The organism is Streptomyces sp. NPDC101166 (assembly GCF_044768125.1).
Classification (GTDB): domain Bacteria; phylum Actinomycetota; class Actinomycetes; order Streptomycetales; family Streptomycetaceae; genus Streptomyces.
In genome coordinates, this window is the sequence record NZ_JBIWPF010000011.1 from 224,616 (window position 1) to 238,888 (window position 14,273).

General features: G+C 72.0%; 11 protein-coding genes. 6 read left to right on the forward strand and 5 right to left on the reverse strand.

Features of this window, described 5'->3' with window-relative positions:
* The first annotated feature begins 123 nt into the window (after positions 1 to 123).
* The 3 genes from ACIRS4_RS21060 (at position 124) to ACIRS4_RS21070 (ending at position 5,396) form a co-directional block, all read left to right on the forward strand.
* Positions 124 to 1,299: a thiolase C-terminal domain-containing protein gene (locus ACIRS4_RS21060; protein ID WP_404197965.1), complete on the forward strand. Its 1,176-nt coding sequence runs from the start codon at positions 124 to 126 to the stop codon at positions 1,297 to 1,299.
* 56 nt (positions 1,300 to 1,355) lie between these two features.
* A complete protein-coding gene (locus ACIRS4_RS21065; RefSeq protein WP_404197968.1) occupies positions 1,356 to 2,054 on the forward strand; it encodes a pyridoxal 5'-phosphate synthase in 699 nt (232 codons plus the stop codon).
* A gap of 336 nt (positions 2,055 to 2,390) precedes the next feature.
* Positions 2,391 to 5,396: a protease pro-enzyme activation domain-containing protein gene (locus tag ACIRS4_RS21070; RefSeq protein ID WP_404197970.1), complete on the forward strand. Its 3,006-nt coding sequence runs from the start codon at positions 2,391 to 2,393 to the stop codon at positions 5,394 to 5,396.
* 119 nt (positions 5,397 to 5,515) lie between these two features.
* On the opposite strand, the gene ACIRS4_RS21075 is transcribed toward ACIRS4_RS21070, so the two are convergent.
* From ACIRS4_RS21075 to ACIRS4_RS21095, 5 genes are all read right to left on the reverse strand, one after another.
* Positions 5,516 to 5,854, reverse strand: coding sequence for a helix-turn-helix domain-containing protein (locus tag ACIRS4_RS21075; protein WP_404197973.1), 339 nt, complete (start codon positions 5,852 to 5,854; stop codon positions 5,516 to 5,518).
* A 197-nt stretch (positions 5,855 to 6,051) separates the two neighbouring features.
* Positions 6,052 to 7,149: a hypothetical protein gene (locus tag ACIRS4_RS21080; RefSeq protein WP_404197976.1), complete on the reverse strand. Its 1,098-nt coding sequence runs from the start codon at positions 7,147 to 7,149 to the stop codon at positions 6,052 to 6,054.
* Between the two features lie 165 nt (positions 7,150 to 7,314).
* The gene (locus ACIRS4_RS21085) at positions 7,315 to 7,905 is read right to left on the reverse strand and encodes a GNAT family N-acetyltransferase (protein WP_404197979.1); all 591 of its coding nucleotides are present in this window, start codon (positions 7,903 to 7,905) and stop codon (positions 7,315 to 7,317) included.
* A gap of 4 nt (positions 7,906 to 7,909) precedes the next feature.
* Positions 7,910 to 8,323 carry a Zn-ribbon domain-containing OB-fold protein gene (locus ACIRS4_RS21090; RefSeq protein WP_404197981.1) on the reverse strand — a complete coding sequence of 138 codons (414 nt, stop codon included), beginning with the start codon at positions 8,321 to 8,323 and terminating at the stop codon, positions 7,910 to 7,912.
* Between the two features lies 1 nt (position 8,324).
* Complete coding sequence (locus ACIRS4_RS21095; protein ID WP_404197983.1) at positions 8,325 to 8,774, reverse strand: DoxX family protein; 450 nt, start codon at positions 8,772 to 8,774, stop codon at positions 8,325 to 8,327.
* Between the two features lie 190 nt (positions 8,775 to 8,964).
* Between ACIRS4_RS21095 and ACIRS4_RS21100 the strand changes: the two genes are divergently transcribed.
* The 3 genes from ACIRS4_RS21100 (at position 8,965) to ACIRS4_RS21110 (ending at position 14,268) form a co-directional block, all read left to right on the forward strand.
* A complete protein-coding gene (locus ACIRS4_RS21100) occupies positions 8,965 to 10,164 on the forward strand; it encodes a flavin-containing monooxygenase (protein WP_404197986.1) in 1,200 nt (399 codons plus the stop codon).
* 207 nt (positions 10,165 to 10,371) lie between these two features.
* The gene (locus tag ACIRS4_RS21105; protein WP_404197988.1) at positions 10,372 to 11,898 is read left to right on the forward strand and encodes a flavin monoamine oxidase family protein; all 1,527 of its coding nucleotides are present in this window, start codon (positions 10,372 to 10,374) and stop codon (positions 11,896 to 11,898) included.
* A gap of 144 nt (positions 11,899 to 12,042) precedes the next feature.
* The gene (locus tag ACIRS4_RS21110; RefSeq protein WP_404197990.1) at positions 12,043 to 14,268 is read left to right on the forward strand and encodes an acetate--CoA ligase family protein; all 2,226 of its coding nucleotides are present in this window, start codon (positions 12,043 to 12,045) and stop codon (positions 14,266 to 14,268) included.
* The last annotated feature ends 5 nt before the right edge of the window (positions 14,269 to 14,273 follow it).

Sequence of the window (14,273 nt, forward strand, 5' to 3'; positions counted from 1 at the left end):
CCTCCGGACGCCCTGTCCGGACAGCTCCGAATCTGACGGTGCGTCATGTTAGGACGGGCAGCCGGGGATGCCCAGAGCGACGACGCCTGCCCTGGTCCACGTTTCTGATGTACCGTCAGATTTATGGTGACCGTCAGCTCTCGCAGGGTCGCCGTGGTCGGCGCGGCCCTCTCCGACTGCGGCCGGGTGGACGACGCGACCCCGTACGCCCTGCACGCCCAGGCGGCCCGCCGCGCGCTCGCGGACGCGGGACTGGACCGCGCCCGCGTCGACGGGTTCGCCTCCGCGGGCCTCGGCGCCCTCGCGCCCGTGGAGGTGGCCGACTACCTGGGCCTGCGGCCCACTTGGGTCGACTCCACCTCCGTCGGCGGGTCCACGTGGGAGGTCATGGCGGCCCACGCCGCCGACGCGATCGCGGCCGGGCACGCGAACGCCGTCCTGCTCGCCTACGGCTCCACCGCCCGCGCCGACATCCGGGCGGGCCGGCGGACCGGCACGTTCGCGTTCGGCGCCCGCGGCCCGCTCCAGTTCGAAGTCCCCTACGGCCACACCCTGATCGCCAAGTACGCGATGGCCGCGCGCCGCCATATGCTCGAACACGGCACGACGATCGAGCAGTTGGCCGAGGTCGCCGTCCAGGCCCGCGCCAACGCGGCCCTCAACCCCGACGCGATGTTCCGCACCCCGGTCACTGTGGACGACGTCCTGTCCGGCCCGATGATCGCCGACCCGTTCACCAAGCTGCACTGCTGTCTGCGCTCCGACGGCGGCGCGGCGGTCCTGCTGGCCGCCGAGGAGTACGTACGGGACTGCCGCACCGCCCCCGTCTGGATCCTCGGGGCCGGCGAGCACGTCTCGCACGCGAGCATGACGGAGTGGGACGACTTCACCGTCTCCCCGGCGGCGGTCAGCGGGCGCCTGGCCTTCGAGCGGGCCGGGGTGGGTCCGGCGGAGATGGACTTCGCGCAGATCTACGACGCGTTCACCTACATGACGCTGGTGACCCTGGAGGACCTCGGCTTCTGCGGGAAGGGCGAGGGCGGGGCGTTCGTGGAGAAGGGCCGGCTCAGGGTCGAGGGCGGGGAGCTGCCGGTCAACACCGACGGCGGCGGCCTGTCGGCCCAGCACCCCGGGATGCGCGGCCTGTTCCTGCTGGTGGAGGCGGTACGGCAGCTGCGCGGCGAGGCGGGGGCGCGGCAGGTGCGCGGGCGGGACGGCGGCCCTCCCCGCCTGGGCGTGGCCTCGGGCACCGGCGGATGGTTCTGCTCCTCGGGAACGGTGGTCCTCGGCCGGGAGTGAGAGCCGCCCGGCCCGGACGCGGGCCCCTTCGGGAGCGCGCGGGCGATACTCGCGGCATGGCAACGGATCTTCACGAACTGCTGAGGTCGCTGCGGGTGTGGGACCCGGCGGTGACCGAGCTGCCGGCCTTCGACCCGGGGGTGGCGCCCGCCGATCCGCTCACGCTGTTCACGGCGTGGTTCGGCGAGGTGGTCGCGGCGGGCGAGCGGGAACCGCACACGATGACCCTCTCGACCGCCGACGAGGAGGGGCTGCCGGACGCCCGGATCGTCATGCTGCACGGCGCCGACGCCGACGGCTGGTCCTTCGCGAGTCACGCGACCAGCACGAAGGGCCGCTCCCTCGCCGTCCGCCCCTACGCGGCGCTCACCTTCTACTGGCCCGTCCTGGGACGCCAGGTCCGGCTGCGCGGTCCGGTCGAGGCGTCGCCGTCCGCCGAGTCCCAGGCGGATCTGCACGCCCGCTCGACCGGCGCGCTGGCCGCCGCGCTGACGGGCCGGCAGAGCGAGGTCCTGGCGTCGCCCGAGGAACTGGCGAGGGAGTCGGAGGCGGCCTGGGAGCGCGCCCGCCGGGAGCCGGCCGCCCCCTCGCCGACCTGGACGCTGTACCGGCTGCGGCCGGAGGAGGCGGAGTTCTTCCAGGGGGACGCGGGGCGGCGGCATCTGCGCCTCAGGTACCGGCGGGAAGGCGCGGCCCCGGGGGGCGGCACGGCCCGCGAGGACGCGTCCTGGGTCAGGGAACTGCTGTGGCCTTGACCACAAGAGACGATCAATGTCCGTGGATGTTCTAGTTTGTCTGATCACGGTCAGATAAAAACCACTCCCCCCTCATAGCGGTCTCACTGACGACGCGTAAAGATTCACTTCTGGCTGTCGTCCGCCGCGTGGGAGCGGTGACACCGCCGGGGGGGCTCACGTAGGTCGTCCTGTCCGGGCTCATCGCGCCCGACCCCAGTGAACCGACTCTTCACGCTTTCGCCGTGCCCGCGTGCGCGCAGTTCCGCGCCCGCACGTCCGCACGGACGCGCCCCTTCCGCGGTCTCACCCACCCGCGCCCTGACCGGGCGACAGGGACCGCGAGAAGGAGTGTGCATGGGCCGAACCGCCCGTGAGAAGGCGTTCAGGTGGAGTGCGGCGACCGTCGCCGCCCTGGCCGTGACCGCGACCATGACCCCGTTGTCGTACGCGACCACGAACAACGAGCCGGCCCCCCAGCGGGTCGGTTCCGCGCCGAAGATTCCGCAGGGCGCCGTTCGCGCGGCCGACCCGGCGGCCGGAAAGTCGCTCGACCTGAGCGTCGTCCTGGAGCCCCGTGACCCGGCGGCGCTGAGCCGTTTCGTCGCCGAGGTGTCCGACCCCAAGTCGCCGAACTACCGCCGGTACCTCGGCACGGGCGAGTTCGCGAAGGTCTTCGGCGCGCTGCCGCAGACCGTCCGGAAGGTCCGCGCCGAGCTGGAGGACAAGGGCCTCACGGTCGGCGAGCTGGGCTCCGACGGGCTCACCCTGCCGGTGCGCACGACGGTCGCCGAAGCGTCGAAGGCCTTCTCCACCGAGTTCGACGGCTACAAGCTGAAGGACGGCGACACCGGCCTCACCAACACCCGCGCCCCGCAGTTCGACGGCACGGTCGCGGACGACGTCCGCGGTGTGGTCGGCCTGAGCACGCTCGCCTCGTACGAGCCGCGCAACACCGGTGCGAAGAGCGCGGCCCGCGCGCAGCGGACCGCCGTGACGAGCGACGGCGCGCGTCAGTCCCGGCTGACCGGCACCACGCCGACGATGTGCAAGTCCATCAGCGACCTGTACGCGTCCTCCGACGGCGGCTCCCAGCCGGCCTACGACAAGCAGGACTACTGGAGCGCCAAGTCGCTGGCCTCGGCCTACAACATGGCGGACCAGCCCAACGTGCAGACGGGCACCACCATCGCCGTCTACTCGCTGGAGAACTACGACCTGCGGGACATCAACAGCTACCAGGCGTGCCACGGCACGAAGGTCCCGGTCAGCTCGGTGCGGGTGGGCAGCGGTCCTCAGGAGCCGGCCGACCTCTACACCGGTGTAGGCCTGGAGACCGCGCTGGACGTCGAGACCATCGTCGGCCTCGCCCCGCAGTCGAAGATCCTCGTCTACCAAGGCGAGAACACCTGGGACCAGGGCACCGAGACCTTCCGCCGGATCGTCAACGAGAACCGCGCGAAGGTCGTCTCGGTCAGCTGGGGCAGCTGTGAGCTGAACACCCCGAACGAGGTCCTCGACGCCGAGAACCTGATCTTCCAGCAGGCGGCCGCCCAGGGCCAGACCGTCGTCGCCGCCTCCGGCGACAGCGGCTCCAGCGGCTGCTACAGCCCCGAATACGACGCGCCCAACGCGAACCAGCTGGTCACCGACAACCCGGCCAGCTCGCCGTACGTCCTCGGCGTCGGCGGCACCACCATGCGGACCGCGGTCACCAACCAGACCACCTGGAACGGCTCGGGCGGCGGTGTCTCCCGGCGCATCCAGCTGGCGAGCGACGGCTTCCAGAACCGCACCGGCGCCGGCTACAGCAACCTCTGCGCCGCCGCGTCCGGCAAGGTCTGCCGCCAGGTGCCGGACGTCTCCGGCGTCGGCGACCCGGCCACCGGCTACCCGGTCGCCTTCGGTCACGACAGCGACGGCACCCAGTACTGGAACATCATCGGCGGCACCAGCGGCGCCGCCCCGGTGTGGGCCGCGCTCATGGCGCAGGCCGACCAGGACCTCGCCTGCCAGGCCAACGGCTCGGTCGGCTACGTCCACTCCGCGCTGTACCAGCTCCCGGGCACCGCGTTCCGTGACGTCACCACCGGCAACAACAACGTGACGGCCTCCGGCAACGTCAGCGGCTCCTACCAGGCCGGCACCGGCTACGACCTCGCGACCGGCCTCGGCACCCCGAACGGCCGCGAGATCGTCAAGGGTCTGTGCCAGGCCGTCCCGGCCTCCCCGGCCAGCACGTTCAACGCGCTGACCCCGGCCCGTGTCCTCGACACCCGCTACGGCATCGGCCGCGCCGGCACCAACCCGGTCGCCGCGAACGGCACCGTCAAGCTGAAGGTGGCGGGCGTCGGCGGCGTCCCGGCGACCGGCGTCACCGCCGTCGTCGTCAACGTCACGGCCGTCTCGCCGACCGCGTCCGGTTTCCTGATCGCCTACCCGAGCGGCACCACCCGCCCGTCCTCGTCCAACATGAACTGGCTGAAGGGCCAGATCGTCCCGAACCTGGTGACCGTCCCGGTCGGCAAGGACGGCTCGATCGACCTCTTCAACGCCGGCGCCGGCACCACGCACTTCATCGCCGACGTGTCCGGTTACTACTCCACCGAGGCCGGCGGCAGCACCTACCTGGCCAAGGGCCCGGCCCGGATCCTCGACACCCGCAACGCCATCGGCGTCCCGGGCAAGACCCCGGTCGCCGGCAAGGGCACGGTGTCCCTCCAGGTCGCGGGCGCCGGCGGCGTGCCGGCTTCGGGCGCCACCGCCGTGGTCCTCAACGTCACGGCGACCGCGCCGACCTCGACCGGTCACCTGATCTCGTACCCGAGCGGTGCGACCCAGCCGACCGCGTCGAACATCAACTGGCTCACGGGCCAGACCCGTCCGAACATGGTCGTCCTGCCCATCGGTCCCGACGGCAAGGTGAACCTGTACAACGCCGGCACCGGCACCGTGCACTTCATCGCGGACGTCTTCGGCTACTTCTCGTCCACGTCGGAGGGCTCGTCCTTCCACACCGCGGGCCCGAGCCGACTGCTCGACACCCGGTACGCCCTCGGCACGGCCCGCAACACGCCGGTGCCCGGCGGCACCAACCTGGTGCTGAACATCAACGACGGCCACACCCTGGCGAACGCCAAGGCCGTGGTCCTCAACGTGACCGTCACCGCCCCGACGACCAACGGCTTCCTGACCGTCTGGCCCGACGGAACCACCCTGCCGAACGCGTCCAACCTCAACTGGACCGCCGGCCAGACCGTGGCCAACCTGGTGACCGTGCCGGTCGTCAACGGAAAGATCGACTTCCGTCCGAACGCCGGCAGCGCACACGTGATCGCGGACCTGTTCGGGTACTACCTCTGACCGACCCCGCGTGACACGCTCACCGAAGGGCCCCGCCCCCACCGCTTCCGAGCGGCGGGGGCGGGGCCTTTTGTGTGACGGGCGGGGCGCCTGCGCGCTGCTCGACCGACCGGGTCGGCTCAGGCCGCACGTTCTTCGAACACCACCGTGTTGCGCCCCTCGGAGACGACGTGAAGGCCGACCGAGACGTCTAGGGCGGCCGCGAGCCTGACCAGCAGGTCTGCGGTGAGGGGAGGCATTCCGCCGAGCTCCACGCTCTCCACCTCGTCCTCGGTCATCCCAAGACGCCGGCCCAACGCGGACTGCGTCAGCCCGAGGGCCACCCGGCGGTCGTGCACCAGTTGCCCCAACGCATACGCAAGCCGGATCTGCTCCCGCTCCGCGACCACGTCCGGGGGCTCGGCACGGCTCGCGCCGGCTTCCCGTTCCCGCGACGACTTCCAGCGTGTGTGGCTCACAGGTCCTCCCGAAACCCGCGAGCGTCAAGCCCGCCAGCCACGCCTGCACCTCAGGCTCCGACTCGATCACGTAGGGCTGGATCACTCCGCGAACATTTGAAGTCACGCAAGGCGATGCCTCCCGTTGGCCGTTGCCGTCACTCTTACGTGAACGGTCGAGGAGAGTGCGGCAGCATCGATCTTCTGTAGCGGGTACGTCACGTGGTGACGCAGTCTCGGATGACCTTTCTTGCCAACCGGCTTCCCGGGGCGGACAGTTCCTCGGCGATCGCGTCGGCCAGGGGGGTGTCGAGCATGATCGTGGCGGGCTGGGCGTCGGTGCGGGTGAGCCGGGCGAGGCGCTGGGAGTCGGGTACGAGGGCGCAGTCCTCGACCTGGTGGCGTGTGGGCTGCTCGGGGTCGGCGTGGAGGGTGCCCTCGGGGCCGTCTCCCGTGCGGTGGGGCAGTGCATGGGCGTGCGCCGCGACCCGGTCCCAGAACTCCCGCTCGGTGCTCGCGGCCGTACTCCGGTGGCCGAACGTGCGGGCCCTCACCGCCAGCCGGTGCACTTCGGAGCCGACGGCGTGGGCCAGCCGACGGTCGCGCAGGACGGATTCCACCGCCTGGGTGGACGCTATCCGGGCGGCGACCTCGTCGGCCCGGAACTCGACGTGCAGCGAGCCGGACCGGGTGAGCCTGGCCAGCAGCCGCGTCGTGCCCCGCACCAGCAGGCCGGGCAACCACATGATCCAGTTCCGGCTTCCACGGGCGGTGAAACGGCTCGCCGCGACAGTCGTCTCGTCCGCGCGCCGCGAGGTGGCGGACACCTTGAAAACCGGCTCCGACAGTGCCTGGAATCGTGTCAGTTCAGCCCCACCCCTCAAGGCGCCGAAGGCTGTGCCGACCAGGGTGCCGCGCCGGATGTCGCCTGCCGCGAAGTGCCCCACCTCGTGGGCGACGGCGGCGACGCGCTGTTGCGGGGTGAACGTCTGCCACAGCGGCAGGCCCAACTCCAGGCACCGTCTGCGCCGGATGCCCGTGAGGGAGAGCCGTACGGAGAAGTCCCCGCTGAGCTGGACGATGTCGATGCGCCGCACCCGGGCGGCGTCAGCGATCGAGTCCAGCAGGGCGAACAGCGACGGCGCGTCGTTTCGTCCGAGCGTGGGCAGGTCGGGTCCGGGGCCGCCGAAGCGGGGCCGCATCTGGGCGGCGAGCCCGATCATCAACAAGCCGATCAACGGCTGCACCACAGTGCTCCAACCGAGAACGACGAGCAGCAGGCCGCCGACCAGCAGACCAGCCGTTCCGACGTGCACCAGAGTGGCCAGACAGCAAGCGGCCGCAGCCGACCACCTGATCCGACCGAAAGCAACCGCCTGCGGAAACACGGGCACTTCAGGCTCACCCATCGCGCTCTCCCCCCTGATCACAACGCGTCGATCAGAGAGTGCCCCGCTCAACATCAGGAATCCATAAAGGACTTACTCCCGGTCCGTCGACAGGCGGCCGTGGCGGTGAACGTCCCGCCAGGCGTCCCTGCGACCCGCCTCCCACATCGCCCCGCGCAGGGTCCCCTCGTACGGGAAGCCGCACCGCTCGGCGACCCGGCAGGACGCCTCGTGCCCCACGGCATGACCCAACTCCATTCGGTGCAGACCGAGTTCATCGAACGCCCAGCTCGCCGTCAGCCGCAGGGAGCGGGTGGCCACCTGGCGGCCCCGCGCCTCGGGCAGCACCCAGTAGCCGACGTTGGCGACGCTCTGCACGGTGTCGAGGGAGTTCAGCCCGATCTGGCCGAGGACCGTCCCGTCACCGGCGTCCGTGACACAGAAGGCGGCGCCGGTGCCGGCCACCGCCTGCGCGGCCTTCGACCGCAGTGCCTCCCGGGCGTCCCCGGCGTCGGTGATGTCCCGCAGCGGCGTGTTCCAGCGCAGGAACTCGGGGTCCTGGTGGCCGCGCAGCCAGGCGTCCACGTCGGCCTCGGCGTCCGGGTCCCAGGCGCGCAGGAGAAGGCCGTGACCGTGCAGGCCGGATGCGGGCAGGACGGAGTGCGGCACGCGTATCTCGGTCATCCGGTCATTGAACACCGGGAGTGTCCGCGCGGCGGAACACCGGCACGCCCTCCCTGAAGGTCACCTTGAGCTCCGCCCCCGCGGACAGCTCCCCCGGGCCGACGATCTCCGTGGCCATCCGCGGCCCCTCCGCCAGATCGACCACCGCCGCGACGTACGGCGTCCGCTCCCCGAAGGGCGGCAGATCGTTGCGGTGGACGACGGACCAGGTGTAGAGGGTCGCCCGGCCGCTCGCGTCCTCCCAACTCACGTCGTCGCTCCAGCAGTACGGGCAGAACTCCCGCGGGTAGTGGTGAGCCCGCGCGCAGGCCGCACAGCGGCGGATCAGCAGCCGGCCCCGCGCCGCCGCGTCCCAGTACACGCGCGTGAAGGCGTCGGCGTCGGGGACGTCGTACCGGCCCTCGGCCGCCGCGCCCATCTCAGAACCACCCCAGCGCGCTGTCCAGCGACCACGTCTGCCACGCCATCGCGAACAGCGCCACCGCGGAGATCAGCGCCATCATCGCGTTCTGCCCCTGCTCGGCCCAGTCGTGGATCATGAGGGTGAAGTAGAGGAGGTTGAGCAGCAGCCCGCCCACCAGCGCGATCGGGGTCAGGAAACCCGCGACCAGCCCTAGTCCGAGCGCCAGTTCGGCGTGGACGACCACGTGCGCCATCACTCGCGGTCTCGGGGCCACCACCTTCTCGAAGCCCGACCGTACGGCGTTCCAGCGATGCCGGGCCGCCACGTCCGCCGCCCACGCGATGCCCGTACCGCGCTCGAACCAGCCCTTCCTGTCCTTGTGCCGCCAGCTCTCCAGCCACCACAGGCCGAGCCCGATCCGCAGCACGGCCAGCCATTGCGCACCGGTGAGCCAGATCGTGTCCATGAATCTGACGGTACGTCAGATCAGGGGGGTGGGGAAGGCCGCGGAAACGCCCGCGTCACCGCATCACGTCCACGAACGGACGGCTGACGGCACACGCTTCACGCAGACCTTCCCCAAGCGTGATCGATCCGCAACCAATTCCGGTCTTGACCGAGACCCATCAACGATTTGCGTGATTACGCTCCCGCTCATGGCCGACTCCGCACCACCCGAGCACACCACCGCACACGCTTCCGGCAGCGAATCCGGGAACCACGCCGACCGCCCCGTCTACGTCATCGGCGGCGGCCCCGGCGGCCTCGCCGCCGCGTACGCGCTGCGCGAGCGGGGGATACGCGCGGTCGTCGTGGAGAAGGCGGACCGGGTCGGCACGTCCTGGCGCCGGCACTACGACCGGCTGCATCTGCACACCACCCGGCGGCTGTCGGCGCTGCCGGGCCTCGCGCTGCCGCGCCGCTTCGGGCGGTGGGTCGCCCGGGACGACGTGGTGCGCTACCTGGAGAAGTACGCCGAGCACCACGACCTGGAGCTCGTCACCGGCGTCGAGGTCTCCCGCGTCGAGCGTTCCCCCGACGGGACCGGCTGGCTGCTGCGCGCCTCCGGCGGGCGGGAGCTGACCGGAGCGGCGGTCGTCGTCGCCACCGGCTACAACCACACCCCTTCCCTGCCCGACTGGCCGGGCCTGGCGGACTACCCCGGCGAGCTCGTGCACGCGTCCGACTACCGCGACGGCGCTCCGTACGCCGGCCGGGACGTCCTCGTCGTCGGCGTCGGCAACACGGGTGCCGAGATCGCCGTTGACCTGGTGGAGCGCGGCGCGGCACGGGTCCGGCTGGCGGTGCGGACCGTCCCGCACATCGTGCGCCGGTCCACCGCCGGCTGGGCCGCCCAGTACAGCGGCATCCTCGTGCGCCGGCTGCCGGTGGGGCTGGTGGACCGGCTCTCCCGGGTGATGGCGAAGGCGAGCGTCCCCGACCTGTCGGCGCACGGGCTGCCGCGTCCCGACACCGGGCTCTACACCCGGGCCAGGCAGGGGGCGATCCCGGTGCAGGACGTCGGCCTCATCGACGCGGTGCGCGCCGGGAAGGTGGAGATCGTGGCCGCCGTGGAAGGCTTCGAGGACGGCAAGGTCGTCCTCGTCGACGGCTCCCGCGTCGAGGCGGACGCCGTCATCGCCGCGACCGGGTACGAGCGGGCGCTGGAGGATCTCGTAGGGCACCTCGGCGTGCTCGACGAGCGGGGCCGGCCACTCGCCCACGGCGGCCGTGCCCCGAAGGACGCGCCGGGCCTGTACTTCACCGGCTTCACCACCCCGATCAGCGGCACCCTGCGCGAGGTCGGCCTGGACGCGGAACGGATAGCGAAGGCGGTCCGCCGCCATCTGGGCTGACCCCGCCACCGGGGTCGACCGTCAACCTCGGCCGACCCCGCCGCCCCAGCCGATTGCACCCTCGCCCTCAACCTCAACTCCATTGCCATAGCTGCCCGTTACAGATGACTTCGATGTGACGGGAGCGTTGTCCCGTGCCTCCGTGCGGAGCCAGAATGTGAGCCCTGTTCACCTTTCCGGGCACCACCCCCTCGACGGAGGACGCACGTGGCAAGTGAAAGACAGCTCTCCCCCGGTTCCGGCGCAGCCCTCTCCCGCCGCTCCCTGCTCGGCCGCACCGCCGCCGTGGCCGCGGGAGCCACCGCCGGCGCTACCGCTCTCACCGCGGCCGCCGCCGGCACGGCGACCGCGGCCGCGCGGGACGTGGACGTCGCGATCGTCGGCGCAGGTCTCGCCGGCCTCACCGCGGCCCGCGATCTCGTGGCGGCGGGGAAGAAGGTCGTCGTCCTGGAGGCCCGCGACCGCGTCGGCGGCCGGGTGATGGGCCTGCCGCTGGCCGGCGGCGGAGTCACCGAGGGCGGCGGTGAGTTCATCGGCCCGACCCAGGACCGCGTGAAGGCGCTCGCCGACTCCCTCGGCGTGGCCACCTTCGCCACCTACAACAGCGGCAAGAACCTCCTCTACAAGGACGGCAAGAGGACCCCGTACGCCACCGACGGACTGCTCGGCTCGGTCCCGCCGATCGACGCGGCCGGGCTCGCCAACGCCGCGATCGTGCAGGCCAGCCTGGACGACCTGGCCAAGCAGGTGCCGGTCGACGCGCCCTGGACCGCCGCGAAGGCCGCGGAGTGGGACCGGCAGACCTTCGAGACCTGGCTGCGCGCCAACGCGGTGGTCCCCTCGGCGAAGTTCCTCCTCGACGTGGCCTGCACGTCGATCTTCTCGGCCGAGCCCCGCGAACTGTCCTTCCTGTTCGTCCTCTTCTACATCGCGGCCGCCGGCAACCCCTCCACCCCGGGCACTCTGGAACGCCTCACCGAGACCGCGAACGGCGCCCAGGAGCTGCGCTTCGTCGGCGGCTCCCAGCTGCTGCCGGTCAAGCTCGCCGCCACACTCGGCGACCGGGTGGTGCTGAACAGCCCGGTGCGCTCCATCTCCCGCTCCGGCAACCGGTACGTGGTGAGCGCCGACGGCACGACGGTCACCGCCGACCGCGTCGTCGTCGCCCTGCCCCCGCCCCTCGCGGCCCGTATCTCCTACGACCCCCTTCTGCCGGCCGCCCGCGACCAGCTCACCCAGCGCATGCCGATGGCCTCCGTCGGCAAGGCCATCGCGATCTACGACACCCCCTTCTGGCGGGCCGACGGCCTCAACGGCCAGGTCGTCAGCGACACCGGCGTGATCAGCTCCACCTTCGACAACTCCCCGCCCGACGCCTCCTACGGCGCGCTGATGGGCTTCATCGAGGCCGACAAGGCGCGGGCCCTGGACGCGGCGAGCGAGGCGGAGGTCAGGGCGGCGGTGCTGAAGGACTACACGACGTACTTCGGCGAGAAGGCCGCCAACCCGACCTCCTTCGTGCTCCAGCGCTGGAACAACGAGGGCTACACCCGAGGCGGCCCGGTCTCCATCGCCCCGCCCGGCGTGCTCACCCAGTACGGCCCGGCCCTGCGCGCCCCCGTGGGCGGCATCCACTGGGCCGGAACCGAGACGTCCACGCACTGGATGGGCTTCATGGACGGAGCGGTGCGCTCGGGCGAGCGGGTGGCCCGGGAGGTACTGGCGGCGCGGTGACGCCCGGGGCCGCGACACCGCCGGTTTCGCGGCCCGCCGCGAAGGGGGCATCTCCTCCGTGCAAGCCCATTCCTGACAGACCGTCAGTTCTGTAACCTGACAGTTCGTCAGTTACTTGGCAGTCACACAGGAGCGGGCGGGCCCATGCTTGGATCAACCCACGGCACCCTCACCACCGACTCCCGCCGGGCCCGGGTCCTCGCCTGCGAGGAACGCCCCGGGCCCGCCGTCCACGGCCGGTCCGCCGACGCGGACGACCTCGATGTCAGCGGACGCCCGCTGTACCAGGCCGTTCCCGATCTGGACCGGTTCTTCCGCCCCGAGTCCGTCGCGGTGATCGGGGCCTCGGACGCCGAAGGCCGGCCGAACACCGGCATCACCCGGCAACTGGCCGCCTGGGCGGAGCGGGTGGGGGCCCGGCTGCATCCGGTGCACCCCACCCGCGCGAGTGTCTTCGGCATCCCCTGCGTGCCGTCCGTCGCCGACCTGCCCGAGCAGGTCGACCTGGCGGTGCTGCTGGTCGCCGACCCGCTGCCGGTGATCGAGGAACTCGCCGAGACGAAGGTGAAGTTCGCGGTGGTCTTCGCCTCCGGGTTCGCGGAGACGGGCGCGGAGGGCGCTCAGGCGCAGGACCGGCTCGCGGCGGCCGTGGCCCGCTCCGGGATGCGCTTGCTGGGCCCCAACACCAACCTCAACGCCTTCGAACGGTTCCGGGACGACCTCGCCGGTCCGGCCATCGCGCTGATCACCCAGTCCGGCCACCAGGGCCGCCCCGTCTTCGCGCTCCAGGAGCTCGGCGTCCGCCTCTCCCACTGGGCGCCGACCGGCAACGAGGCCGATCTGGAGACCGCCGACTTCCTCTCCTACTTCGCCGAGCAGCCCGAGGTCGGAGCGATCGCCTGCTACGTCGAGGGCCTCAAGGACGGCCGTGCCTTTCTGCTCGCCGCCGACCGGGCCGCCCGGCGCGGGGTCCCGGTCGTCGCGGTCAAGGTCGGCCGCACCGAGGTGGGCGCGCGCACCGCCGCCACCCACACCGGCAAGCTGACCGGCGCGGACGACGTCGTGGACGCGGCGATGCGCCAGTACGGTGTGATCCGCGTCGACGGGCTGGACGAACTCCAGGACACCGCGGCCCTGCTGGCCCGGGCGAAGCCCCCGCGCGCGGACGGCGTGGCGGTGTACGCCATCTCCGGCGGCACCGGCGCGCACACGGCCGACCTGGCGACGGCGGCCGGCCTGCGGCTGCCCGAGCTGTCCGCCGCCAAGCAGGCCGAGCTGCACCAGTGGATACCGGAGTACCTGAACGTCTCCAACCCGGTCGACAACGGCGGGCACCCGGTCGGCGACGAACGGGGCCGCGAGATCATCGACGCGATCCTCGCCGATCCTGGGATCGGCGTGCTGATCTGTCCCATCACCGGCCCCTTCCCGCCGCTCAGCGACCGGCTGGTGCGGGACCTGGTCGACGCGGCCGAGACCACGGACAAGCTGGTCTGCGTGGTGTGGGGCTCGCCGGTCGGTACCGAGTCCGCCTACCGGGACGTCCTGCTCGGCTCCTCCCGGGTGGCGACCTTCCGCACGGTCTCGGGCTGCCTCACCGCCGTCCGCGCCCATCTGGACCACCACCGCTTCGTACGGGACTACCGCTCCCCCTTCGACCAGGCGCCACGCACCCCCTCCCCGTCCTTCCGCAAGACGCGGATGCTGATGCGGCCGGGGCAGCAGCTGAGCGAGCACGCGGCGAAGCAGCTCCTTCGCGCGTACGGCATACGCGTACCGCGCGAGCAGCTGGTGACCAGCGCCGCGGCGGCGGTGCGGGCGGCGGGGCCGGTCGGCTACCCGGTGGTGATGAAGGCGTCCGGCGCGCAGATCGCCCACAAGACCGAGCTGGGCCTGGTGAAGATCGGCCTCACCTCGGCCAGCCAGGTCCGCGACGCCTACCGCGAGCTGACCGACATCGCCCGCTACGAGGGCGTCGCCCTGGACGGCGTCCTGGTCTGCCAGATGGTCGAGCGGGGCGTGGAGATGGTCGTCGGCGTCACTCAGGACGACCTGTTCGGGCCGACAGTGACGGTCGGGCTGGGCGGCGTCCTGGTGGAGGTGCTGCGGGACGCGGCCGTCCGTGTGCCGCCCTTCGGCGAGGACCAGGCCCGCGCCATGCTCGGCGAACTGCGCGGGCGGGCCCTGCTGGACGGCGTCCGGGGCCGCCCGCCCGCGGACCTGGACGCGCTCGTCGAAGTCGTCCTGCGGGTGCAGCACATGGCTCTCGAACTGGGCGACGACCTGGCCGAACTGGACATCAACCCGCTGATGGTGCTGCCCCGCGGGCAGGGCGCGGTGGCGCTGGACGCGTTGGCGGTGTGTCGCTGAGATGG

What these genes read in the sequence shown, in the direction of transcription:
- ACIRS4_RS21060 (WP_404197965.1), top strand. Translation starts at nt 124, where the DNA reads ATGGTGACCGTCAGCTCTCGCAGGGTCGCCGTGGTCGGCGCGGCCCTC.
- ACIRS4_RS21065 (WP_404197968.1), top strand. Translation starts at nt 1,356, where the DNA reads ATGGCAACGGATCTTCACGAACTGCTGAGGTCGCTGCGGGTGTGGGAC.
- ACIRS4_RS21070 (WP_404197970.1), top strand. Translation starts at nt 2,391, where the DNA reads ATGGGCCGAACCGCCCGTGAGAAGGCGTTCAGGTGGAGTGCGGCGACC.
- ACIRS4_RS21085 (WP_404197979.1), bottom strand. Translation starts at nt 7,905, where the DNA reads ATGACCGAGATACGCGTGCCGCACTCCGTCCTGCCCGCATCCGGCCTG.
- ACIRS4_RS21090 (WP_404197981.1), bottom strand. Translation starts at nt 8,323, where the DNA reads ATGGGCGCGGCGGCCGAGGGCCGGTACGACGTCCCCGACGCCGACGCC.
- ACIRS4_RS21095 (WP_404197983.1), bottom strand. Translation starts at nt 8,774, where the DNA reads ATGGACACGATCTGGCTCACCGGTGCGCAATGGCTGGCCGTGCTGCGG.
- ACIRS4_RS21100 (WP_404197986.1), top strand. Translation starts at nt 8,965, where the DNA reads ATGGCCGACTCCGCACCACCCGAGCACACCACCGCACACGCTTCCGGC.
- ACIRS4_RS21110 (WP_404197990.1), top strand. Translation starts at nt 12,043, where the DNA reads ATGCTTGGATCAACCCACGGCACCCTCACCACCGACTCCCGCCGGGCC.